Annotated in this window: 22 protein-coding genes; 10 read left to right on the forward strand and 12 right to left on the reverse strand. The window is 61.8% G+C overall.

Annotated elements, in window-relative coordinates; translation table 11 throughout:
* Positions 1 to 222 precede the first annotated feature (222 nt).
* A complete protein-coding gene (ampC, locus tag AB4N42_RS21565; RefSeq protein WP_431145713.1) occupies positions 223 to 1,371 on the forward strand; it encodes a class C beta-lactamase in 1,149 nt (382 codons plus the stop codon).
* A 63-nt stretch (positions 1,372 to 1,434) separates the two neighbouring features.
* Here the strand turns inward: ampC and AB4N42_RS21570 are convergent, their stop codons facing one another.
* The 4 genes from AB4N42_RS21570 to AB4N42_RS21585 all read right to left on the reverse strand — a co-directional run bounded on the left by AB4N42_RS21570 (position 1,435) and on the right by AB4N42_RS21585 (position 5,191).
* A complete protein-coding gene (locus tag AB4N42_RS21570) occupies positions 1,435 to 1,983 on the reverse strand; it encodes a DUF4174 domain-containing protein (protein WP_460115303.1) in 549 nt (182 codons plus the stop codon).
* Positions 1,984 to 2,119: 136 nt separating this feature from the next.
* Complete coding sequence (locus AB4N42_RS21575; protein WP_460115304.1) at positions 2,120 to 3,478, reverse strand: erythromycin esterase family protein; 1,359 nt, start codon at positions 3,476 to 3,478, stop codon at positions 2,120 to 2,122.
* Between the two features lie 69 nt (positions 3,479 to 3,547).
* Positions 3,548 to 4,333, reverse strand: a complete 786-nt coding sequence (locus AB4N42_RS21580) for a sulfite exporter TauE/SafE family protein (RefSeq protein WP_198798058.1) — start codon at positions 4,331 to 4,333, stop codon at positions 3,548 to 3,550.
* A 108-nt stretch (positions 4,334 to 4,441) separates the two neighbouring features.
* Positions 4,442 to 5,191 carry a hypothetical protein gene (locus AB4N42_RS21585; protein ID WP_460115305.1) on the reverse strand — a complete coding sequence of 250 codons (750 nt, stop codon included), beginning with the start codon at positions 5,189 to 5,191 and terminating at the stop codon, positions 4,442 to 4,444.
* 299 nt (positions 5,192 to 5,490) lie between these two features.
* Here AB4N42_RS21585 and AB4N42_RS21590 point away from each other — a divergent pair, with 299 nt between their 5' ends.
* Positions 5,491 to 6,639: an aldose epimerase family protein gene (locus tag AB4N42_RS21590; protein WP_030138506.1), complete on the forward strand. Its 1,149-nt coding sequence runs from the start codon at positions 5,491 to 5,493 to the stop codon at positions 6,637 to 6,639.
* 172 nt (positions 6,640 to 6,811) lie between these two features.
* Positions 6,812 to 7,633 carry an aldo/keto reductase gene (locus tag AB4N42_RS21595; protein ID WP_460115307.1) on the forward strand — a complete coding sequence of 274 codons (822 nt, stop codon included), beginning with the start codon at positions 6,812 to 6,814 and terminating at the stop codon, positions 7,631 to 7,633.
* A 148-nt stretch (positions 7,634 to 7,781) separates the two neighbouring features.
* Here AB4N42_RS21595 and AB4N42_RS21600 read toward each other — a convergent pair whose 3' ends face one another.
* Positions 7,782 to 10,145, reverse strand: a complete 2,364-nt coding sequence (locus AB4N42_RS21600; RefSeq protein WP_198798057.1) for a DNA polymerase II — start codon at positions 10,143 to 10,145, stop codon at positions 7,782 to 7,784.
* A 302-nt stretch (positions 10,146 to 10,447) separates the two neighbouring features.
* On the opposite strand from AB4N42_RS21600, the gene AB4N42_RS21605 reads away from it, so the two are divergent.
* From AB4N42_RS21605 to AB4N42_RS21625, 5 genes are all read left to right on the forward strand, one after another.
* Positions 10,448 to 10,888: a CBS domain-containing protein gene (locus AB4N42_RS21605; RefSeq protein ID WP_030138503.1), complete on the forward strand. Its 441-nt coding sequence runs from the start codon at positions 10,448 to 10,450 to the stop codon at positions 10,886 to 10,888.
* A gap of 71 nt (positions 10,889 to 10,959) precedes the next feature.
* Positions 10,960 to 11,556: a paraquat-inducible protein A gene (locus AB4N42_RS21610; RefSeq protein ID WP_030138502.1), complete on the forward strand. Its 597-nt coding sequence runs from the start codon at positions 10,960 to 10,962 to the stop codon at positions 11,554 to 11,556.
* 11 nt (positions 11,557 to 11,567) lie between these two features.
* Positions 11,568 to 12,212, forward strand: coding sequence for a paraquat-inducible protein A (locus tag AB4N42_RS21615; protein ID WP_085987035.1), 645 nt, complete (start codon positions 11,568 to 11,570; stop codon positions 12,210 to 12,212).
* Positions 12,193 to 13,848, forward strand: a complete 1,656-nt coding sequence (locus tag AB4N42_RS21620) for a PqiB family protein (protein WP_030138500.1) — start codon at positions 12,193 to 12,195, stop codon at positions 13,846 to 13,848. The genes AB4N42_RS21615 and AB4N42_RS21620 overlap by 20 nt, the downstream gene beginning before the upstream one ends.
* A 17-nt stretch (positions 13,849 to 13,865) precedes the next feature.
* Positions 13,866 to 14,402: a PqiC family protein gene (locus AB4N42_RS21625; protein WP_030138499.1), complete on the forward strand. Its 537-nt coding sequence runs from the start codon at positions 13,866 to 13,868 to the stop codon at positions 14,400 to 14,402.
* A 1-nt stretch (position 14,403) separates the two neighbouring features.
* Here AB4N42_RS21625 and AB4N42_RS21630 read toward each other — a convergent pair whose 3' ends face one another.
* The gene (locus AB4N42_RS21630) at positions 14,404 to 15,033 is read right to left on the reverse strand and encodes a glutathione S-transferase family protein (protein ID WP_460115309.1); all 630 of its coding nucleotides are present in this window, start codon (positions 15,031 to 15,033) and stop codon (positions 14,404 to 14,406) included.
* 193 nt (positions 15,034 to 15,226) lie between these two features.
* On the opposite strand from AB4N42_RS21630, the gene AB4N42_RS21635 reads away from it, so the two are divergent.
* On the forward strand, positions 15,227 to 15,778 hold the full coding sequence (locus AB4N42_RS21635) for a phage infection protein (RefSeq protein WP_460115310.1): 552 nt from the start codon (positions 15,227 to 15,229) through the stop codon (positions 15,776 to 15,778).
* 235 nt (positions 15,779 to 16,013) lie between these two features.
* On the opposite strand, the gene AB4N42_RS21640 is transcribed toward AB4N42_RS21635, so the two are convergent.
* The 4 genes from AB4N42_RS21640 to AB4N42_RS21655 form a co-directional block, all read right to left on the reverse strand.
* A complete protein-coding gene (locus tag AB4N42_RS21640; RefSeq protein ID WP_030140098.1) occupies positions 16,014 to 17,108 on the reverse strand; it encodes a DUF1615 domain-containing protein in 1,095 nt (364 codons plus the stop codon).
* Positions 17,109 to 17,318: 210 nt separating this feature from the next.
* Positions 17,319 to 18,293, reverse strand: coding sequence for a porphobilinogen synthase (gene hemB / locus AB4N42_RS21645; protein ID WP_198798054.1), 975 nt, complete (start codon positions 18,291 to 18,293; stop codon positions 17,319 to 17,321).
* A 116-nt stretch (positions 18,294 to 18,409) separates the two neighbouring features.
* Positions 18,410 to 19,261, reverse strand: coding sequence for a PhzF family phenazine biosynthesis protein (locus AB4N42_RS21650; protein WP_460115311.1), 852 nt, complete (start codon positions 19,259 to 19,261; stop codon positions 18,410 to 18,412).
* Positions 19,258 to 19,956, reverse strand: coding sequence for a glutathione binding-like protein (locus AB4N42_RS21655; RefSeq protein WP_198798052.1), 699 nt, complete (start codon positions 19,954 to 19,956; stop codon positions 19,258 to 19,260). The genes AB4N42_RS21650 and AB4N42_RS21655 overlap by 4 nt, the downstream gene beginning before the upstream one ends.
* A 291-nt stretch (positions 19,957 to 20,247) precedes the next feature.
* Here AB4N42_RS21655 and AB4N42_RS21660 point away from each other — a divergent pair, with 291 nt between their 5' ends.
* The gene (locus AB4N42_RS21660; RefSeq protein ID WP_030140094.1) at positions 20,248 to 20,922 is read left to right on the forward strand and encodes a hypothetical protein; all 675 of its coding nucleotides are present in this window, start codon (positions 20,248 to 20,250) and stop codon (positions 20,920 to 20,922) included.
* 154 nt (positions 20,923 to 21,076) lie between these two features.
* On the opposite strand, the gene mnmH is transcribed toward AB4N42_RS21660, so the two are convergent.
* A complete protein-coding gene (gene mnmH / locus AB4N42_RS21665; protein ID WP_030140093.1) occupies positions 21,077 to 22,180 on the reverse strand; it encodes a tRNA 2-selenouridine(34) synthase MnmH in 1,104 nt (367 codons plus the stop codon).
* Positions 22,180 to 23,214, reverse strand: a complete 1,035-nt coding sequence (gene selD, locus AB4N42_RS21670; protein ID WP_030140092.1) for a selenide, water dikinase SelD — start codon at positions 23,212 to 23,214, stop codon at positions 22,180 to 22,182. The genes mnmH and selD overlap by 1 nt, the downstream gene beginning before the upstream one ends.
* Positions 23,215 to 23,272 lie beyond the last annotated feature (58 nt).

Here is a 23,272-nt window from a genome sequence, read left to right on the forward strand (position 1 = left end):
AACTCCTTCAGAAAGAGCCGCGAGTTTACCCGGCGACTGCCGCTTTGTGTGGTTTGGCTTGAGGTCCGGTCGCTTCGGGCCACCCGTCGTTTCATAGGAATGTTGCCACCGCCCTGTCGGACGGCTCGCAAACGCACCTCGGTCCGATGGCTTCGGATTGCCGGGCAGCCAAAAACGCCCTAGATTGACCGCCCCTCAAGGAGGCAACGAGAGCGCTTTACGATGCATATTGCCAAATCGATACTCGCCGGGAGTTTTTTCCTGGTCCTCGGAACCTCCCCTGGCTTCGCCCAGGATCGTATTGAAGACACGGTCAATGCCGTGATCCAGCCGCTGATGAAACAACAGGACATCGCGGGCATGGCGGTGGCGATCACCCATAATGGCCAGCGCCTGTTCTTCAATTACGGCGTGGCCTCCAAGGACACGAAAAAGCCTGTCACCGACCAGACGCTGTTCGAAGTCGGCTCGATCAGCAAGACCTTCACCGCAACGCTCGGCGCCTACGCCAAGGCCCGAGGCAAGCTGCAATTGTCAGACCCCGCCGGCCGCTACGCCCCCGAACTGAACGGCGCAGCGCTGGCAGACACCCGCCTGCTGGACCTCGCGACCTACACGGCAGGCGGGTTGCCTTTGCAGTTTCCCGACGATGCAGACCAGGCCGACCGGATGTTCAGCTATTACAGGTCCTGGAAGCCGCTCTACCGGGCCGGCACCCAACGGCTCTATTCCAACCCCAGCATCGGCCTGTTTGGCCATCTGGCGGCGCGCGCCCTGGGCCAACCGTTTGATGACGTGATGGAACAGACGCTGATGCCGGGGCTGGGCCTCAAGCACAGTTACGTACGGGTACCGCAAGACCAATTGGGCCGATACGCCCAGGGGTATGCGAAGGATGGCAAGCCCGTGCGAGTCGGACCTGGCGCCTTGGATTCCGAGGCATATGGGGTAAAGACCAGTTCAGCGGACCTGATTCGTTTCGTCGAGGCCAACCTGCGGCCTGAGCAACTGGACGCTGACCTGAAGCAGGCCATTGCCACCACACACACCGGTTTCTACCGGGTTGGCGGGATGCACCAGGGGTTGGGCTGGGAGTATTACCCCGCTCCGTTCAGCCTGGATGGCCTGCTCGCCGGTAACACGCCGCAAATGGCCCTGACCCCACAAAAGGCCGAACCACTCGACCCACCGCGGCCAGCCCCGGACGGCGCCTGGGTCAACAAGACTGGGTCTACCAACGGCTTCGGCGCGTATGCGGTGTTCGTCTCGGGAAAGGATTTGGGGATCGTGATGTTGGCGAACAAAAACTATCCGAATGAAGAGCGGGTGAAGGCCGCGCACAAAATCCTAATGGTATTGGAACAGCAATGAGGTCCGCTTTTTGTGGCTAGGGAGCTTGCTCCCTCGCCACAGGAACATCGCTGCTGTTGGAGTTCAATCATCCAATGGCTGCGGCGCAGCCGCCGGCTTGGCCGCCTTGCCCGGCTTGGCACCTTTTGTCTCCTTGGATGGCGCGGGTTCTGGCGCGGGTGGCGGAGTTGGCGCTGCCGCTTCTTTTTCAGCCGCGGGCAGTTTGTCTACCGTGTCGAACAGCTCCTTCAGCTCGATCGCGCCTGAATGCTCCAGCTTCTTCTCCCCGTCCTTGCCCACCAGGATGATCTTGGTCTGCGCACCGGCCCCCAGCTTGAGGGAGCGGATCAGCGCCATGGTGCTTTGCGGGTCGAGGTCTTTGCCATCCCGTTGGCCGATGGTGTTGAGTACGGTGTAAAGCACCATGTTGCGCTCGGAGAAGCCCTGCTTGCCCGCCGGTTCATCCAGGGATTTTTTCAGGCTGACCCAGGCGGGGTCGACGGTGCTGGGCGCGATGACGATCAAGGGGCGGGCCTTGCCCACCTCCGCCACCAAGGGTGAGTCGCCATCGGCGGCGAACAGGGGCCCAACGAAGGCCAGCAAGGTAGCGAAGGTCAACGACCGAATAAGCATGCGCCTCTCCTTTAGATATTTACGCTGTACTGATTGCACATGGCGGCGATTGTTCCGCGAGAGTCGCCCTTTACCGCGCAGGCCTGTCTTGAAGCTTAGGCCAGCGGCCCCATAGCGCAACCGCGACACAGCGCGATCAGAGGCCGAACGGGAACGTGTCCTCTTCATGCTCCCGCGTGTGCGGCGTCGGCAACGGCGTAACCGCTTCAGTCTGTTCGAACCAGAGCCAGGCGTCGAACTGCTCGGCCAGCACCGCTTCGAAATAATGGCTCTGGCGTTCGGTTTCAGGACGGTAGATCACACCGATGGCGCGTTCGAGCAACGGCTCGGACAACGCGTCCAGCAGTGCTTCGTCAGGCGCCGTCCGCCAGTCGGTCAGCGACGCGCGCACGCCTGCTTGCAAAAATGCCCGCTCCCAACTGCCGGCCAACGCCGGAACCACTGGCTTGATTTTCATCGGCGCGTCCCAGTCATCGGCGGCCGCCACGCTGCCACGGTCAGTGCCCATGCCCAGAAGCACCGCGTCGCGGCCATACGCCATGCGACACAGTTGCCCAATGTTGAACTCGCCTTCCCAGCCCATGCGGGTCGCGGCGGCATTGCCGATGTGGGAGTTATGCGCCCAGATCACCGCTTTCGCCTCGGGCCCGCGATGTTCCAGCAGGCTTTGCAAGGTGTCGAACATATGTCGGTCCCGCAGGTTCCAGGAGGACTTGCCGCCGCGATACATGGCGCGGTAGTACTGCTCGGCGGCGCGCACCACCCGAGCGTTCTGGATAGCGCTGAAAAAGCCTTCATCATCCTTGATCAACGGGTCGAGGCGCTCGGCGAGCAACGTGTTGAGCTGCTCGACCACCGCATCCTCGCAGGTCGCCAGGTTGCCGCGTTCGGTGAAGTGACCATACAGCGCCGGGTCATCATGCCAGGGCGTCAGGCAGCCATAACGGTGCCGGGCATCACGGGCCAAGTGAGGATGTGCCTGGTCGAGGTAACCGAGCACCTCGTCGATGGAGTGCCGCAGGCTGTAGACATCCAGGCCGCGAAACTCCACGCGCCGGGCGTCAGGCTGGCCAAGGTTGTAATCGCGCAGCCAGCGGACGAAGGACTGGACATCCGTGTTGCGCCACATCCAGCTTGGAAACCGTGCGAAAGCCTGTTGTTTCCAGGCCGAGGGGCCGAGGTGGCGAACACAGCGGTCGATTTGCCCCGCGTCGGGCCAGTCGGCTTCGACGGCGACAATGCCGAAGCCGTGGTGCTGGATCAGGTGCCGGGTGATGGCGGCGCGGGTGCGATAGAAATCATGGGTGCCGTGGCTGGCTTCACCGATCAACACGACCTTGGCATCGGCGAAGCGATCGAACATCTCGGCAAAGGCCGGGCTATCCTCGGCGGGCAGCGGTTCGGCGTGATGACGCAGGATATCGGCGATGTCGGTGCGCGGTTCGGCGCGACGGCGGCGCAGGCGTTGCAGCAGATCTCTGGCTGGGCTGTTCATGGATCGTGGCCTCATCAGTACCTGGTTTACAGGTATGACTGTGGCTACGGACGCATGACTCCGATCAAATCAGAACGCGAGCTTGAAGCCGATCATCGCCAGCATCACTGCCAGGCAGGGGCGCAGGAGTTCATCGGAAATGCGTCCCGACAAATGGCTGCCCAGGTAGATGCCCGGCAACGAACCGATCAGCAGGAAGCCCAGGATGTGCCAGTCCATGTTGCCCATGCTCGCATGGCCCAGGCCTGCCACCAGGGTCAGCGGCACGGCATGGGCGATTTCAGTGCCCACCAGGCGCTTGGTGACCAGGAATGGATAGAGGATGAACAACGCGACAGTGCCCAGGGCACCAGCACCAATGGAGGTCAAAGCGACCATCGTGCCCAGCACCAGGCCAGTGATGACGGTCAGTACGTTGAGCCGCGAGCCGCTGGGGTTGTAGTGGCCGCCGGCGCGATCGTGGGCGAATTGCAGGAGGCGTTTCTTGAACAGAATCGCAAGGGCAGTGGCAAACAGCACGAAACCCAGGGCTTGCTTGATCACCGCGTTCATGGCGTCGGGCGAGCTGTGCAGGCTGTTGAGAAACCACAGCGTCAGCCCCACCGCCGGCACGCTGCCCAAGGTCAGCCAACCGGTGATGGCCCAGTCGATATTGCGGTTCTTGGCATGAACCAGCACGCCGCCAGACTTGGTAATGGCCGCGTACAGCAGATCCGTGCCCACCGCCGTCGCGGGGTTGATACCAAACCACAACAGAATGGGGGTCATCAGCGATCCGCCACCGACACCGGTCATCCCAACGATGAAACCGACCACCAGGCCCGCTACGACTAAACCGACATTACCGAAATCCATCAAACCCGTCTCAGCGCAACCGCATGAAAAATCTGGCCGCGAGCATAGCGATTTTTCTTATAACCCCCTATATCGATGTGATCTATCTTTATTCCATTTCTTGCGCCGTTACTGGACTGGCAGGAAATTGAGGAACAACAGGCTCTGGGCGTAGTTCAGGCCGATGCGCCGGTAGCGCTCATCGAGCATCTGCGTCAACAGGTCCAGGCGGGCGACGATTTTCCCGAACTCAACGGCGAAACTCAGGTTGCTGCCCTCCTCCGAAATTTCATTGGAAAACAGCATCGGCGTGCCGTCCTTGTTTTGGCGCTGTCCGAGCAGCCAAGTGGCTTTTTCGATATTGCGCGCGGCATTGCTGACGAAGCGCGGATCGATGGTGTCGGTCATGTAGAACTCGAGGCGGTTGCCATGGGCCGTCACCAGCATGCTGCCAATGGCATAGATGAATGCGCCGACGCGATCGCCGAGGAACTCCGGGCTCATCGCATAGCTCAGGGCGGCCAGGTCTTTTTTGTTGCCCAGGGTCGGCAAGGGCTGCTGCTGTTCGATGGCTTGGCGAACCTGCTTCACGGCCGTGCGAGCGTCGAGAAAGCCTGACTTGCGCAACTCTTCGGGGTTACGCAGGTAAAGCTTATGCATCAACAGGTACAGACTCTGCAGGTTGTCATGCATCGAGAGGGTGGCCATGCGGTCGACGCTGGTCTGCAAGAACTCCTGGGGCCTGGCGTTGCTGAATTGCGTGACCATGTCCTGGCCTTGCTGATGGCTGCACCCGCCGCAAAGCAGCAGTATCAGCCCTGCTAACAGCAAGCCGCAGCGACGTGGCGACCTCATCACGGAATTTAAAACACCGGCCATCGAATCTCGGTCTGGACATGGGGAAAACGGTCGGGGTTGCCGCTTTCTGGCCATGGATAGAGCGGCAAAAACCGTAAAAGTGCGGCGCCCCACGCAAAAGCTCACGCTTGGGCGAGCTTCGTATCGATCAATTAGTCTTACTTTTTAATTGATAATTCCCGATTTATAGCTATAAATCCCTTCTCCACCCTCAAATAGAAAGACTACTGAACAGAAAAACCTTCATCGCTGTCCGACCAAGTAACGGACTCGACCACGTTAAAAACAACAACAAAACAACAGGAAAGGAAGGTCACACCATGCTGGAATCCAGACATCTGCTCACGGCCCTCGGAGTTTCTCTGATGATTGCCACGTCTTCCCAGGCCGCCGGCCTGACCAATGAACGCGCTGCCTTCGGCAAGACCAATGACGGCACGCCCGTTGAAAAATACGTGCTGCGCAACAGCAACGGCATGGAAGCTACCGTCATCACCTATGGCGGGATTCTCCAGTCGCTGATCGTGCCGGACAAAAACGGCATGACCGACGACATCGTGCTCGGCTTCGACGACGTGCAGGGCTACCAGAAGAACGGCACCGTTTACTTCGGCGCAACCATCGGCCGCTTCGGCAACCGCCTGGCGGGCGGCGCCTTCGAGCTGGACGGCAAGCGCTACCAAGTGCCGCAGAATGACAAGGACAATGCCTTGCACGGCGGACCGCAAGGCTTCGACAAGCGGGTATGGAAAGCCGAACCCCACAATGGCAAGGATTCGGTCGGCGTGACCCTGACGTATGTGTCGGCGGACGGTGAGATGGGCTTTCCAGGGAACCTGAAGACCGACGTCACCTACAGCCTCAACGATCAAAACGAGCTGCGCATCGATTACAAGGCCACCACCGACAAACCGACCGTGCTGAACCTGACCAACCACAGCTATTTCAACTTGGCAGGTGCGGGCAATGGCGACATTCTCAAGCAAGTCGCCACCCTGCATGCGTCCCGCTACACGCCGGTGACCGCCAAGCTCATTCCCACCGGCGAACTCGCGCCCGTGGCCGGTACGCCGATGGATTTCACCAAGCCCACCCCGATCGGCACCCATATCAAGGCCGACCATCCGCAGTTGAAGTTCGCCGAACCTAAACAGGGCGGCTTCGATTTCAACTGGGTGCTCGACGCCAAGGGTGACGTGGGCAAGCTCGCCGCCGATGTCCAGGATCCGAAGTCCGGGCGGCGCCTGCAGCTCTTTACCACTGAACCCGGCGTGCAGTTCTACACCAGCAACTTCCTCGACGGTACGGTCAAGGGCAAGCAAGGCAAGGTCTATCCGCACTGGGGCGCGTTCACCCTGGAGACCCAGCACTTCCCCGACTCGCCGAACCAGCCGGACTTCCCGACCACGCGACTGAATCCGGGCCAGACCTACACCCAGGCCATGGTGCTGAAATTCTCGGCGGAATAATCCCATCGACCGATCGTTCCCACGCTCTGCGTGGGAACGCTTCCTGTGACGCTCTGCGTTACGCTTTCGGGACGCAGCGCATCCTTGGCTGCTTTCCCGCGCGAATCAAACCTGAACACCTGGTCTATCCTGCTGCCACAGGTTTAATCAACCAGCACGACAGGAGACGTGAATGAAAACTCTGGAATTGGCCGGCGTATCCGTTCCGGTGATCGGCCAGGGCACTTGGCGCCTGGGTGAAGAACCGTCCCATCACAAGAAGGAAGTCGCGGCCCTGCGCCTGGGCATCGAACTGGGCATGACCCTGATCGATACGGCCGAAATGTACGCCGAGGGCGGCGCCGAAAAAGTCGTTGGCGAAGCGATTACCGGGCTGCGCGACCAAGTGTTCCTGGTGAGCAAGGTCTACCCCCACAACGCCAGCCGAAAAGGTATTCCGCTCGCCTGCGAACGCAGCCTGCGGCGGCTCGACACCGACTACATCGACCTCTACTTGCTGCACTGGCGCGGCCAATACCCCTTGGAAGAAACCGTCGAAGCATTCGAGCGACTGCGCGAAGAAGGCAAGATCGGGTCCTGGGGCGTGTCGAACTTTGACGTCGACGATATGGAGGAACTGGCCGCGCCGGCCTGCGCCACCAACCAGGTGCTGTACAACCTGCAGGAACGCGGCATCGAATTCGACCTGCTGCCCTGGAGCCAGCGGCAGCACATGCCGGTCATGGCCTACTGTCCGGTCGGCCAGGGTGGGCATCTGCTCAAGGATCACACCGTGCAACAGATCGCCGAGCGCCACCACGCAACGCCGGCCCAGATTGCCCTGGCCTGGCTGTTGCGCCAGGACAACGTCATCGCCATTCCAAAGGCCGTGCAGCCCGAACACGTGCGCCAGAATGCCGAAGCAGCGGAGCTGCGGCTAGAGCCCCAGGATCTGGCGGCGCTGGACTTGGTGTTTCCGCAACCTCAGGGGAAGCAGCGGTTGGCGATGGTTTAGCCTGGAGAATCGAAGGCTCCGTGGCGAGGGAGCTTGCTCCCGCTGGGGTGCGAAGCGGCCCTCGCTTTCAGGCGGCTGCTGCGCAACCGAGCGAGAGCAAGCTATCTCGCCACAAGAGCCTCCCCCTCCAGCCCATCACTCAGCGGCGTCAGAACAACCCCATCTGCCCCCCAACCAGCGTCGAAAAATCATCCCCCACAAACGGCAGGATCGCGTCCGCCACCGGCTGTAGCTGCTTGGTCACGTAATGGTCGTAATCGATGGGCGCGCTGCGGGTTTCCAGCGGCTCGGGGCCGGCGACGGTGATCACGTAGCTGATCCAGCCGCCGTTCTGATACTGCCGTGGACGGCCCTGGCGTTCGTTGAACTCGTCGGCGAGCCGCGCGGCCCGTACGTGGGGCGGCACGTTGCGTTCGTAATCGTCAAGGGGGCGACGCAGGCGCTTGCGGTAGACCAGGCGTTCATCGAACGTGCCGGCCAGCGTCTGGCGCACATAATCGCGCACGTAGTCCTGATAGGGCTGGCGATGAAAGATCCGTCCGTACAGCTCCTGCTGGAACTGCCGGGCCAGCGGCGACCAGTCGGTGCGCACGGTTTCCAGGCCCTTGTAGATAATCTCGTCGCTGCCGTCGGCACGGGTCACCAGGCCGGCGTAGCGCTTCTTGCTGCCCTCCTCCGCGCCGCGGATGGTTGGCATCAGGAAGCGCTTGAAGTGGGTTTCGAATTGCAGCTCCAGCGCGCTTTCCAGCCCGAACTCATCACGCACCTGCTCGCGCCACCACTGGTTGACGTACGCCACCAGTTCCCGGCCGATGCCCGCCGCCTCCTCCTGGCCATGGGCCCGGCGCAACCAGACAAACGTCGAATCGGTGTCGCCATAGATCACCACATGCCCGCGGGCTTCGATCAACTGCCGGGTGCGTTGCATGATCTGATGACCGCGCAGGGTGATGGACGACGCGAGGCGCGGGTCGAAGAAGCGACAGCCACTCGAGCCAAGCACGCCATAAAACGCGTTCATGATGATTTTCAGCGCCTGGGACAGCGGCGCATTGTGTTCGCGCTTGGCGGTCTCCCGGCCTTCGGCGACCCGCGCGACGATGGCCGGCAGGCAATGTCGAGTACGGGAGAACCGCGCCCCGCGAAAGCCTGGCACCGACGCGTGATCATCCGGATGGCGCAGGCCTTCGATCAGTCCCACCGGGTCGATGAGGAAGGTGCGGATGATCGACGGATACAGGCTCTTGTAATCGAGCACAAGAACCGACTCGTAGAGCCCCGGCTGGGAATCCATGACGAACCCGCCAGGGCTGGCCTCGGGCGGACGCTGGCCGAGGTTCGGCGCGACAAAACCCTGGCGATGCATAAGCGGCATGTACAGGTGCGTGAACGCCGCCACCGAGCCCCCGCTACGATCCGCCGGCAGGCCGGTGACGCTGGCGCGCTCCAACAGGAACTCGAGCAGGTCGGTCTTGGCGAAGATCCGCGTCACCAGCTCGCAGTCCTTGAGGTTGTAGCGGGCCAGGGCCGGCTTGTCCTCGGCGAACATGCGGTTGATCTCGTCCATGCGCTGGTACGGGTTGTCGATGGACTTGCCTTCGCCCAACAGGGTTTGCGCGACGTTTTCCAGGCTGAACGACGGGAAACTCCAGGTCGCCGAGCGCAGGGATTCGATCCCGTCGATGATCAACCGCCCCGCCGCCGAAGCGAAAAAATGGTTGTTGCGCGCGCCGTGCTCGCGCCACTGCATTTCCTCCCCGCCACGCCCCAGGCGCAGCGGCACGGCCAGCCGGCGGGCATGTTCGTGCAGCACGCGCAAATCGAACTGCACCAGGTTCCAGCCGATGATTGCGTCGGGGTCGAAACGGGCGAACCACTCGTTGAGCTTCTTCAACAGCAGCGTGCGGGACTCACAGTATTCCAGCTGGAAATCCACCTCGCGATCATCGCCATTCGGCGGTCCGAGCATGTACACCTGGCGTTCGCCACAACCTTCCAGGGCAATGGAATACAACTCACCCTGGGCGGTGGTCTCGATGTCCAGAGACACCAGCCGCAGCGGCGGACGGTATTCGGGCGCCGGTTTCATCTGGGCATCGAGCAGCAGGCCATCGGCCGAGGGCGTGCCGCCGAACCAGACCGGGGCGGTGATGAAGCGCTCCATCAGGTAGCGCTCCGGCGGGCGGATGTCGGCTTCGAATACTTCCACGCCGGCGCGCCGCAGCGTGGTGTCCAGGCGCATCAGTTGCGCATGCTGCCGGCAATACAGGCCCAGCACCGGGCGGTGTTCGAAATCCAGCAGGTCCAGGGGACGCAGTTCGACGTCCTTTTCCCCTTGCAACAACGCCTCGACCTGGCCGCGCTGGACCTGCGGCACGAACGCCACCGAGGGCTGCACCGGCAGGCGCACGCGCCGGGGGCCGGCATCGGTTGCCAGCCAGAACTCGACTTCGGTGCCCGCCGGGGTGTCGCGCCAATGCCGGGTCAGGACGAAGCCCTGCTGTAGATTCACCGCTGAAACCTCGAAACTCAGATATCACGCATTCTACCCGTGGCGAGGGGATTTATCCCCGCTGGGCTGCACCGCAGCCCCAGCAACTTGCATTAGATGAATGTCGTGTCGACATTTTTGGGACTGCTGCGCAGCCCAGCGGGGATAAATCCCCTCGCCACAACGGCGGATGACTTTAGATAGGAGTGAATTCACCCGCCATGACGCTTTTGGACGACTGACTGCCGCTTTATCGCTTGCTCTGCGCCGTTGGGTCTACGATTCTTTAATCACCCGCAAAAAACGACACCCGAGGCCTCACCATGAAAACCGTCGCGCAGTTGCTCCGGATAAAAGACGAGAAGAACCAGCAAGTGCACACCATTTCACCGGACGACATGGTTTTGCAGGCCCTGATGCGCATGGCCGAGAAAAACGTCGGCGCCCTGCTGGTGGTGAAGAACGACGAAGTGCTGGGCATCATCAGTGAGCGCGACTATGCGCGCAAAATGGTCCTGCACGGGCGCTCCTCGGTGGGCACGAAAGTGAGCGACATCATGGTTTCGCCCGTGATCACCATCGACCCTCATCAGAACGTCGAAACCTGCCTGAGCATCATGACCGAAAAACATTTGCGACATTTGCCCGTCGTGGAGGACGGCAAGCTGGTCGGCCTGTTGTCAATCGGCGACCTGGTCAAGGAAGCCATTGCCGAGCAGGCGGACCTGATCAGACAACTGGAGCAATACATTCGCGGCGAATGATCGACTCGGACGGGTTGCTCATTTGCGACTCACTTCTATATTGAAGGAGTTGTCCCTGCCCGAGCATCCCGATGGCCGTCACCGACCGACTGATCATTTGTGAACATTGCGATGCGGTGTACGAGCCGATTGAGCTCGGCCCGCATCAACGAGCCTTGTGCGTGCAATGCCATGCGGTGATCCAGCGGTACGACGGCCTGACCATCGAGCAGCGCCTGGCCCTGACCATCACCGCGGCGGTGCTGTGGGTCTTTGCCAATGTCTATCCGGTGATGAGCATCCGGCTCCAGGGCTTGAGCAACAGCGCAACGCTGTGGGATTCCGTCGTGGCGCTGAGCCAGGGACCGATTACGTTCATTGCCCTGGTCGCCGCAATCGCGATCATCATCGCCCCCGCCTTCCAATTAGCGCTCTTGCTCTGGGTGCTGGGCTACGCCTATTCAAACCGCCGGGCTCCGGCGTTCAACCTGTGTATGCGCAGCCTGGAAACACTGCGCCCGTGGAGCATGCTGGAAGTGTGCCTGCTGGGGGCGCTGGTCGCGGTCATCAAGCTTGCCGGGCTGCTCGACGTGCTGCCAGGCATCGGCCTGTTCGCCCTGGGAGCCTTGAGCCTGCTGATGATCCGCATCGCCGGCCGCGACGTCCGTGACCTGTGGGACCGCCTGTGAACGGCGCACCGCTGGGCAACCCGCCCCGGGCCGATGATCTGAACCTGTGCCTGTGCCACAGTTGCGGCCTGGCGTGCGACATGGCCGACGAACCCGAGACCTGCCCGCGCTGCGATGCCCGCCTGCACCGGCGCAAACCCGATACCCTGACGCGCACCTGGGCGTATATGCTGGCAGCCCTGGTGTTTTATATTCCTGCCAACCTGCTTCCGGTCATGAACACCCAGATGCTCGGCGAAGGCGCGGACAGCACCATCATCAGTGGCGTCCTCGAGTTCTGGCACAGCGGTGCCTGGGACATCGCTCTGATCATCTTCATCGCCAGCATCGCGGTGCCCGGCATCAAGTTCGTCGTGCTGACGCTGCTGCTGGTGACCGTGCAACGGCGCAGCACCTGGGCCCAGGTCCAGCGCGCGAAGCTGTACCGGCTGGTCGAAGTCATCGGCTATTGGTCGATGCTCGATGTGCTGGTCGTGGCGTTGGTGGCGGCCCTGGTGAAATTCCAGGCGTTGAGCGATATCGAACCGCGACCGGGGATCCTGTTCTTTGGCCTCGTGGTGCTGTTCACCATGCTGTCGGCCATGAGTTTCGACCCACGCTTGATCTGGGACACCCAACCCTCCGAGGAGACCATGGATGAAGTCGCAAGCCACTGACGGACAACCCGCACCGGGCCGCGCGCATGTCACCAGCCGTCGCTGGACGGTCTCGCTGGTGTGGATCGTGCCGATCATCGCGGTGTTGGTGGGCGTGTCCCTGGTGGTGCATAACTGGCTGCAGGAAGGCCCGACCATCACCATTACCTTCAAGACAGGCGAAGGCCTGACGGCCAACAAGACCCCGGTCAAATACCGCAACGTGGTGATCGGCCAGGTGACGGACGTGCAACTGAGCGAGGATCAGAAAAATGTCACCGCCACGGTCAAGCTCGCCAAGACCGCCGATACGTTCACCCACGAAGACTCGGTGTTCTGGGTGGTCAGGCCACGCATTGGCGCGGGCGGGATTTCCGGGATAGATACCTTGCTGTCGGGGGATTTCATCGGCGCCGACGCCGGCCATTCGAAAGTCCGCGCCAAGTCCTTCACCGGCCTGGAGGCGCCACCGCCCATCACCTACGGCGAACCGGGCAAGCGCTTCACCCTGCACTCACAGGACCTTGGTTCGCTGGACATCGGCTCGCCGGTCTACCTGCGCAAGATCCCGGTGGGCCAAGTGGTGTCCTACGCGCTGGATGCCGACGGCAAGGGCGTCAACATCGAAGTATTCATCAATGCGCCAAACGACGCCTACGTTACCGAGAACACCCGTTTCTGGAACGTCAGCGGGGTTGATGTGAACGTCGGAGCCAACGGCTTCGCGGTCAAGACCGAATCCCTGTCCGCCTTGCTGGTAGGTGGCATTGCCTTCAGGGCACCGGAATACAGCCCCAACGACACGCCAGCCGCCGAAGACAAGAATTTCGAGCTGTTCGCCGACCAGCAGAGCGCCCTCGCCCCGCCCAGTGGCAAGGCCCAGTACCTGGCGCTGCGCTTCGACCAGGCATTGCGGGGGTTGCGCGTCGGGGCCCCGGTGGAATTCCTCGGGATCGAGATCGGCCGGGTGGTGGCCATGAACCTGGATTTCGACGAAAAACAGCGCACGTTCCCCGTGAATGTCGGCATCGTGATCTACCCCCAATTGCTGGGCAAGGCGCATGAGAAGTTGCTCAAATCCCTGGATTACGACCCGGAAGACGAAGCCGCCGCGGCTCGGCTGGTCGGCAGTTTCGTCGAGCGGGGCCTGCGTGCCCAGGCCCGCAGCGGCAACCTGCTGACCGGGCAGTTGTACATTTCGCTGGATTTCTACCCCAAGGCCGAAAGAGTCGCCTTCGACACGTCCGCCCGCCCCCTGCGGATCCCCACGATTCCGGGCAGCCTCCAACAATTGCAGGAACAACTGCAGACGGTGATCGAGCGTATCAACAAGCTGCCGCTGGAAAGCATTGCCAGCAATCTGGACGGCAATCTCGTAGAACTGCGCAAAGGCCTGTCGCAATTCAACAGCAAGACCCTTCCGGGCGTGCAAAGTACCTTGCAGGACGTGAGCAAGACCTTGCAGTCGGCCAATTCGACCCTGGCGGAGGATTCCCCACAGCGCGAACAACTGACCCAGACCCTGGACGACCTGGGCCGCATGTCGCGGTCGTTGCGCGAACTGTCCGACTACCTGAGCCGCCACCCCGAATCGTTGCTTCGCGGCCGTCCGAAAGACGCCCCGGCGCAAAACCTTTCCTTCCCGGTGAAAGAATGACCCCTGGAGCACGCCTGATGCCGCTGACGCTGAGATGCTCGTTGATCGCCCTGGCGCTGCTGCTCGGTGCCTGCCGCAGCGACCCCATTCACTATCACACCCTGAGCCCGGCCCAACCGGCCGGCCAGGCACGCGCGGGGGTGGATATCCAGATCGAGCAACTCAGCGTGCCGCCCCAGGTGGATCGCACCCAGATGGTCATTCGCCAGGGCGACAGCGGATTGGCGATCCTGGAGACCGAATGGTGGGGCTCAAGCCTGGCGGATGAACTGCGCAGCAGCCTCGATGAACAACTGAGCAATCCCGGCGCGCCGAAGCGGTTGCTACGGGTGGACGTGCAGCGCTTCGACTCGATCCCCGGCCGGTACGCTCGCATGGACGTGCAATGGCGATTGCGCAGCCTTGGCAACGCCGCCAGCACCCTGACCTGTCGCAGCAGCTTGCAAACGCCGGCCGCAGGCAATATCGACGACCTGGTGAAGGGCCATCAGAACAACGTCCGGCAGTTTGTCGACCTCGTCGGGCAAGCGGCCTCGCGCAACGCCTGCCCTTGATTCACCCAGGCCAGTGGAGCGAAAGCACCGGCGCGACACGGGGGTGGCGGTCGATGCGCTCGAGCAAGGCATAAAACTCGGGACGGGCGCTGAGCATCGCTTCACGGGTCTCGACCCATTTCGTGATCACCGCCGCCAGGATATCCAGCGCCCCGGGCTTGGCACCACTGAGGAACGGTGTCGCCGGAAACTGATCGGCGAACAATGCCCAATTGCGATACAGCCTTTGCTTGGTGCCTGCCACCAGTTGCTCCCGGACAGCCTCGTCCGCGTCCGGCAACCAGCGTTCAGGAAAATCGATAATGCCGATGGGCGTGTAGCAATTGGCGGCAATATAGACCAGGCCGCGTATGACCTGCCCGCGCTGGGCCGGGTTTTCCGGCAGCAGCTTCGATTCCGGAAAAGACAACCCCAGGTGGATCAGGATCGCCGCCGCCTCGGTCAGGACCGAGCCGTCCGGCAGTTGCAGGGTCGGAACCTGCTTCTGCGGATTCAACGCCTCGAGTTCTTTCGCCGCGTCATTGTCCTCGGTCGAATACGTATCGACCCGGCGGTAAGGCACCCCACACAGATACAGGGCAATTTCCACGGCAGAAGAACCCGACTGACTGTGGCCGAACAGCTGATACATATGCGTGCCTCCTGCAAAGGGATTCAGCCGGTAGAACCCGCAGCCCCATCAGCGTTCCATCAAGCTCATTGACAACAGCCCGAGCAGCTATCACCGCCATCGATGTTCACCATCATTTCAATGAAGTTCTCCTGACCGGTGCCCGGCGCAACAATGGCCCCACACAAACAAACACCCCCCGGAGCACACCATCATGAAACGCCAAATCATCCTCAGCTTCGCTTTCTCGGTCCTGGCAGCCAACGTATTCGCCGCCTCCTCCCAACCCGTCATTGCCGAAGGTGGCTCTGATCGCCTGATCGAAAACCGCGTCGCTGAAGGCGGTGCCGACCGCCTGCTGGAACGCCGCGTTGCTGAAGGTGGTTCCGACCGCTTGATCGAAAACCGCGTCGCTGAAGGCGGTGCCGATCGTCTGCTGGAACGCCGCGTCGCTGAAGGTGGCTCCGACCGCTTGATCGAAAACCGCGTCGCTGAAGGCGGTGCCGACCGTCTGCTGGAACGCCGCGTCGCTGAAGGTGGTTCCGACCGCTTGATCGAAAACCGCGTCGCTGAAGGTGGCTCCGACCGTCTGCTGGAACGCCGCGTTGCTGAAGGCGGTGCCGATCGTCTGCTGGAACGCCGCGTCGCTGAAGGTGGCTCCGACCGCTTGATCGAAAACCGCGTCGCTGAAGGCGGTGCAGACCGTCTGCTGGAACGCCGCGTTGCTGAAGGTGGTTCCGATCGTCTGGCTCAGAACCGTGCATGAGTGGCCTGTCGGCGGTGCCTGAAGCAGTCTCGAATAGTGGTCAATGGAATCCGTGGCGAGGGAGCTTGCTCCCGCTTGAGCGCGAAGCGCTCACAAGAAAGGGGCCGCCCGAAGCGTCGGACCGCCCCAGCGGGAGCAAGCTCCCTCGCCACAGGTTCATCGCTTACCCCAAGCGAACAACATTACCCCGGCAAGAGCCCGGCCTTATCCGCCGGGCTTTTTCATGGCCAGCGGTTTAGCGTCCCGAAGCCCGCGCCATGCACCGCTGGTAACGTTCGTCCACGCGCTTGGCGAACCATGCGGTGGTCAGCTTGCGAGTGATTTTTGGACTTTTGAGCACGATCCCCGGCAGCACCGCCCGAGGCAACGGCTTGCCCTCGGCCTTTTCAGCCAGTTCGAACACACGCTTGTAGAGCTTGCTGTCCTCGAACGCCAGGCTGTCCCCCAACTCCAACTGATCGCGGATGGTCGGGTTGCGCATCCCCAACGACTTGCCCAACGTGCGAACCGCCAGCTCCGTGCTGCCGGGCATGATTGAGTCATGCAGGATCAGATCGCCGTCCAGGGCCAGGCTGATGCCCGAAGCGCGGCTCACCGCGTGCTGGAACGCCGCGTTGCGACTGGCGTACCAACCGGCGTTGAAATCGGCGAACCGGTACAGCGGCTCGGTGTAGCTCACCGGATACCCCAACAAATGGGCAACGCCGAAATACATGCCGCCACGACGGCTGAACACTTCCCGCCGAATCGAGCCATCCACCGTGTAGGGATAATTCCGCGCATTGGCCTGGGCAAATGCGATGCTGACCTGCATTGGGCCACCCGTGTGCACCGGATTGAAACCATCGAACAGCGTCTTGCCCAGCGGCACCATACTGATGAAATCATCAAAAATCGCGCTGAGTTCTTTCTCGCTTCGCGCCGCACTGAGACGATCACTGTAGCTTTTGCCATTCGGCGAGCGCACCTGGAGCGCGGCGCTGACCAGCAGTCCCGGGACATGAACCTTCGCCGCGCGTCGGTCGATTTCCTGCCGGGCAATCTTGCCCAGTCCCGGTACGGTGGGATCGGCCTGGAAAGTCGATTCCTGCTCGGTCACCGCCAGTACCGAACAAATGTTCTGGGTGGTCGGCGGGATCTGTTGAGCCGAAAAGGCGACGTAGATATCGCTGGCCCAGCCTTCTCGGTCAGCGGTCTTGGCCGGCAATAACCGAACGATCTGCGCCTTGACTTCGGCAGGCTGGCGCTCTGGCTCCTGGGCCTGGCGCGTGCCGCAACCGGCCAGGGCCAGCAAGGCGGCGAGACTGATCGTCAATCGAGTGAATTGCATGGTGCTCCATCAGATCCATTGTTCGGGAGCAACCATACGACCAAAAGCCCAGGGAGGCTACTGAAGGGAAACAGATGAATGACAAGGAAGATCCTGTGGGAGCGGGCTTGCTCGCGAATGCGGAGTGTCAGTCACTACCTTCTGCACTGGCATACCGCTTCGCGAGCAAGCCTGCTCCCACATCGGTCCATCCCTGCGTGGAATGCCTGATCAGATCCCGCTCAACGCCAGGTCCATGGCGAAGTAAGTGAAAATCAGGTCCGCCCCTGCCCGCTTGATCGCGCCAAGGCTTTCACGCACCACCCGAGCTTCGTCGATGGCGCCCGCCTGGGCGGCAAATTTGATCATCGCGTATTCGCCGCTGACCTGATAGGCCGACAACGGCAGGTTCGACGCCTGGCGGATGTCGCGGATGATGTCGAGATAGGCCCCGGCCGGCTTGACCATCAGCGCATCGGCGCCTTCCTGCTCGTCGAGCAACGACTCGCGCAGCGCTTCGCGACGGTTCATCGGGTTCATCTGGTAGCTCTTGCGGTCGCCCTTCAAGGCGCTGCCGCCCGCCTCGCGGAACGGACCGTAGAGCGCCGAGGCGAATTTGGTCGAATACGCCATGATGGCCGTCTGGCTGAAGCCCGCCTCGTCCAGGGCCCTGCGAATGGCCTGGACCTGTCCGTCCATGGCCGCTGACGGCGCGATGACATCGGCACCGGCACGCGCTGCCGCCACGGCCTGCTTGCCCAGGTTGATCAGGGTCCGGTCGTTATCCACTTCATGGCCGTGCAGCACGCCGCAGTGGCCATGATCGGTGTACTCACAGAAGCAAGTGTCGGACATCACGACCATTTCCGGCACGGCGTCCTTGCAGATCCCGGCCATGCGCGACACCAGGCCACGCTCACTCCACGTGTCGCTACCGTCGCTGTCCAGATGATGGGACACGCCAAAGGTCATCACCGACTTGATGCCGGCGCGGGCATAGCGCTCGATTTCGCCAGCCAGTTTCGACTCGGGGATACGCATCACACCGGGCATGCTCTTGATCGGCACGAAATCGTCGATTTCTTCTTCGACGAAGATCGGCAGTACCAGGTCGTTCAGGGTGAACTCGGTTTCCTGGAACAGGCTGCGCAAGCTTGCGTTGCGGCGCAGACGACGTGGACGTGCTTCGGGGAAGTGGCTGGACATGGGACTCCTGGGGTAAAAATGGGGCTCGATCACAGGGAGCAAAGCTTATGCCCTGGCCGGCCAGGGCACAAACATCGGCGGGAAAACAGAGTGTTACCGGCAAGGCAATAATCCGCTCAGAGCGTCAACACGCCATTGATGCAGGTCACCACGGCACCACCAATCCAGACCTCATCGCCGATCCGCTCGACATGAATCCGCCCGGCCCGCCCCATGGTCACGCCCTGGCTGACCACGTAGGCGCTGGGCGCCAAGCCCTTGCTCAGCATCCACTGGGCGAGCCCGGCATTCAGGCTACCGGTGGAGGGATCCTCCGGCATGCCATCGCCGGCGATGAACCCACGCACTTCGAATTGAGCGGCATCGCCATCCACCACCGGATCCCACGGCGCAACAACCCCTACGGCCAGATCACGCAATTGGTAATAATCCGGCTTCAGCGTCAAGACTTGTTGGCGGTCCTTGAGCAGCAAGGCCAACCAACCGGCGCCGTTGTCGACCCACTGTGCGTCGACTATCGCCTCGGCTGGAAGCCCCAACCCCTTGCGCACTCGCTCCAGCACGTCGACTTCCAGCGGGCCGGACTTGAGCAAGGGCGGCGCCAGAAAGGCCAGGCCGTAGTCGCTGCGGCGAATCCTGACGAGCCCGACACCGCATTCCTGCACGATTTCCTGCCTTTTCGGCACGCCCCCGGCTTCCAACCACGCGTGGCAACTGCCCAGGGTCGGATGCCCGGCAAACGGCAATTCGGTCGAGGTGGTGAAGATGCGCACCCGGTAATCGGCTTCCGGGTGCTGCGGCGCCAGCACGAACGTGGTCTCACTGAGGTTGGTCCAGTTGGCGAAAGTCGCCATGCGTTCTTCGCTGATCCCATCGGCCCCCAGCACCACCGCCAGCGGATTCCCCTTGAGCGACGCTTCGCTGAACACGTCCAGCTGCTTGAAATCGAATCGACGCGTCGTCGTCATTCTGGAATCTTCAGGCCGCGAGCCACTGCCGGTCGCGCCAGGAAGCGCTCCAGCACCCGTGTCACGTTGGGAAAGTCCTGGATGCCCACCAGATCACCCGCCTCGTAGAACCCGATCAAATTGCGCACCCACGGGAACGTGGCGATATCAGCGATGGTGTAGCGCTCACCCATGATCCAGTCCCGGCCCTGGAGTCGGCCGTCGAGCACCTTGAGCAGGCGTTTGCTTTCTTCGACATAACGGTCGCGCGGACGCTTGTCTTCGTAATCCTTGCCGGCGAATTTGTTGAAGAACCCCAACTGCCCGAACATCGGCCCGATCCCGCCCATCTGGAACATCAGCCACTGGATCGTTTCGTAGCGCGCCGCCGATTCCTGGGCCAGCAGTTGACCGCTCTTGTCCGCCAGGTAAATCAGGATCGCCCCCGATTCGAACAACGCCAGCGGCTGATCCCCCGGCCCATGGGGGTCGAGAATCGCCGGGATCTTGTTGTTGGGGTTCAGCGACAGGAACTCAGGCGACAACTGGTCATTGTTACCGAAGTCGACTTTATGTGGCTCGTAGGGCAGGCCGGTCTCTTCGAGCATGATCGAGACTTTAACCCCATTGGGGGTTGGCAACGAGTAGAGCTGAATCCACTCAGGGTACTGGGCCGGCCATTTTTGAGTGATGGGGAACGGGGTCAGGTTGGGCATGAAATGGGTTCCAAGTATCAGTCAGAAAGCTGAAGCATAAATCAGCTGATCGGCTTTTGGCCGTCGCCCTTCTTAAATCCGCAACATCCTGTCGCTAACATTCGCTTCAGTCTCTGGCGGGATGCCGTTACAACACAGCGCACCGGCCAGGATCGAACCAACGGGCGGAAAGGGACTCAGAGAACTGCCCCGAGGAATCGAAGCGGCGTAACGACAAGGAAAACACCCAAGCCCTCAGGCTTCGTGGTGCCGGGGTTTGTCAGCCTGAATCGAAACCGAAGACGCCATTCAATGATCAAGCCAGAGAAATTCGCCCGTTACCTCAAAAGCCGTTCGTGGCTGATGCTGCCGACGCTGCTGGTGTCCTGTGGACTGGTGTTGTCGCTGGAATCCAGCGTGAGCCGCGCCCAGCCAGTCGATGGCGTGCAGACCCTGGTGTTCCTGCGCCACGCCGAGAAACCCGCCGGAGGCCTGGGCCAGCTCAATTGCCAAGGGCTCAATCGCGCCATCGACCTGGCGACCTTGCTGCCGGAAAAATTCGGCAAGGCCGACTACGTATTCGCCGCCAACCCTACCCGGAATGTCGAAGAAGGTGAGCTGGACAATTCCTACAGCTACATCCGCCCGCTGATGACCATCAGTCCCAGCGCCATCAAGCTGGGCCTGCCGGTGAACATCGAATATTCGGCCAACGACACCAGCGACCTGGCCGATGAATTACTGCATGACAAATACCACAACGCCACCATCTATACCGCCTGGTCCCACGGCTACTTGCCGGAACTGATCAACAAGGTCGCGGGCGAAGCGGTGGGCAAGCGGCTCAAGATCACCGATGACTGGGCGTCGAGCGATTTCGATTCGCTGTACGTGCTGACACTGACCTGGCACAACGGCAAGGCCAGCCTGACCAGCCAGAGCTACAAGCAAGGGCTGGATAACGGGCAGGAGACGTGCCCGACCTAAACCGCCAACTCGATGTGTCGACGAACCCTGACTGTGGGAGCGGGCTTGCTCGCGAAGGCGGCGTAACAGTCAGCGATGATGTTGAACATGCGGGCCTATTCGCGAGCAAGCCCGCTCCCACAATGCTTCGGTGCCCTTGCTAAAGAGTACTGCCTCATCCGCCTCGAGCGGCGCGCTCAGTCAGATATTCCAACACCGCCAGCCGCTCCCCGGCGAACTCGATCCGCCCGCCCTTCTTCTCCCGCTGGAACACGTACATCGGGTCGTAGTATTCGCGCAGCAGGCCTTCGATCCAGCCGCGATGCAAATCGACGGCACCCGTGCTGGCCTGCTCGCCCAGGGCGGCTTCCATGATGTCCATCAATCGCCGATGACGGTCGCCACCCAGGCGCCTGTGAATGTTGCCGAGACTCGACAGCAGTCGCTCGGAAAACAAAGCGAAACCTTCGTCGCCATGCACGTTGATGAACTCGGCGCACAGGTTGATCACGTAGTCCTGCAGGATTCGCTCGACCCGCCGCTCAAGGCTGTCTTCCAGCCAGACCATCGGCACCTGCTGCATGCGCTGGTACAACGGCAGCGGGACGGCGCAACTGCCCACCATCCGACTTTCGTCTTCCAGCACGAACTGCTCGATGCCGGCAGCGCGTTTTTTCAGCACATCCACTGCCAGCAGGTTCTCGAAATCGATGTTGGACGGCTGTCCGGTGGCACGCTTGCCAAAGCTCGAACCGCGATGGTTGGCGCAACCCTCCAGGTCAAGCGCATTGGGCAGTTGCGCCAGCACTTCGGTCTTGCCCGTGCCGGTCATGCCACCCAGCAAGACCAGGTCGCACTGGGTTGCGGCCTGCTCGACGGTTTCGAGCAAAAAGGTACGCATGGCCTTGTAGCCGCCGCCGACACGGGGGTAGTCGATACCGGCTTCGTCCTTGAGCCATTGCTGGACAATTTGCGAGCGCAAGCCGCCACGGAAGCAATAGAGCAACCCGTCCGGATGAGACCGGGCGAAGTCGGCCCAGGCCTGGATGCGCTGGGCCTTGGTTTCACCGGAGACCAGCTGATGCCCCAGGACAATGGCGGCCTGCTGTCCTTGCTGTTTGTAACAGGTGCCAACCCGTTGCCGTTCGATGTCGGTCATCAGCGGCAGGTTGACCACACCGGGGAATGCACCCTTGACGAACTCGACGGGCGCACGGGTATCCATCATCGGACGATCGTTAAGGAAGATATCGCGGTAATCGGTAATGTCGTTGGGCATCAAGACACCTCGACCGCGTGGGTCTGTCGCTCGACCAATTCGCCAATCGGTTCCAGTGCAAGGCCCAGCTCGGCGGCGACCTGCAGGAATTCGCCTTCACCTTCTGGCGTGACGGCAATCAGCAGGCCGCCGCTGGTCTGCGGGTCGCACAGCACGCGCTTGTGCAACTCCTGGACACGGCCGACCTTGCTCGCGTAACTGTCATAGTTGCGCAACGTGCCGCCCGGTACACAGCCCAGGTCCAGGTAATACTCGACGCCCGGCAAGCGCGGCACCGCGTCATAACGGATGCGCGCGGTGAGCTGGCTGCCATCGGCCATCTCCACCAAGTGCCCGAGCAAGCCGAAGCCCGTGACATCGGTCATCGCGGCCACGCCGTCGAGCTTGCCGAAACGGCTGCCGGGCTTGTTGAGCGTGCACATCCAATCGCGGGCCAGGCCCACGTCGGCGGCGCGCAGCTTGCCTTTCTTTTCCGCCGTGGTGAGGATGCCGATACCCAGGGGTTTGGTCAGGTACAGGCGACACCCGGCGACAGCGGTATCGTTGCGTTTCATATGGCGCTTCTGCACGAGCCCCGTCACTGCCAGGCCGAAAATCGGCTCTGGCGCATCGATCGAGTGCCCACCCGCCAAGGGAATGCCCGCCTCATCGCACACCGAGCGACCACCGCGGATCACCTCCCGGGCGACTTCCGGGGCCAGGACGTTGACCGGCCAGCCGAGGATCGCAATCGCCATCAGCGGATCGCCGCCCATGGCGTAGATATCGCTGATGGCGTTGGTGGCGGCGATGCGGCCGAAGTCGAACGGATCGTCGACGATCGGCATGAAGAAGTCGGTGGTCGAGACCACCCCGCGCTCCTCGTCGATGGCGTAGACCGCCGCATCGTCCCGGGAGGCATTGCCCACCCAAAGCTTGGGGTCAAGATTCTGCGCGCCGCTGCCGGCCAGGATCACTTCCAGCACCTGGGGCGAAATCTTGCAGCCGCAACCGGCACCGTGGCTGTACTGGGTCAGGCGAATCGGCTCGCTCATGGGCATACCTCTCGTAAGTCAAGGTGGGTGATTCTACCAGCAACCCCCACCGTCCACC

This window comes from Pseudomonas sp. H2_D02 (genome assembly GCF_054677635.1).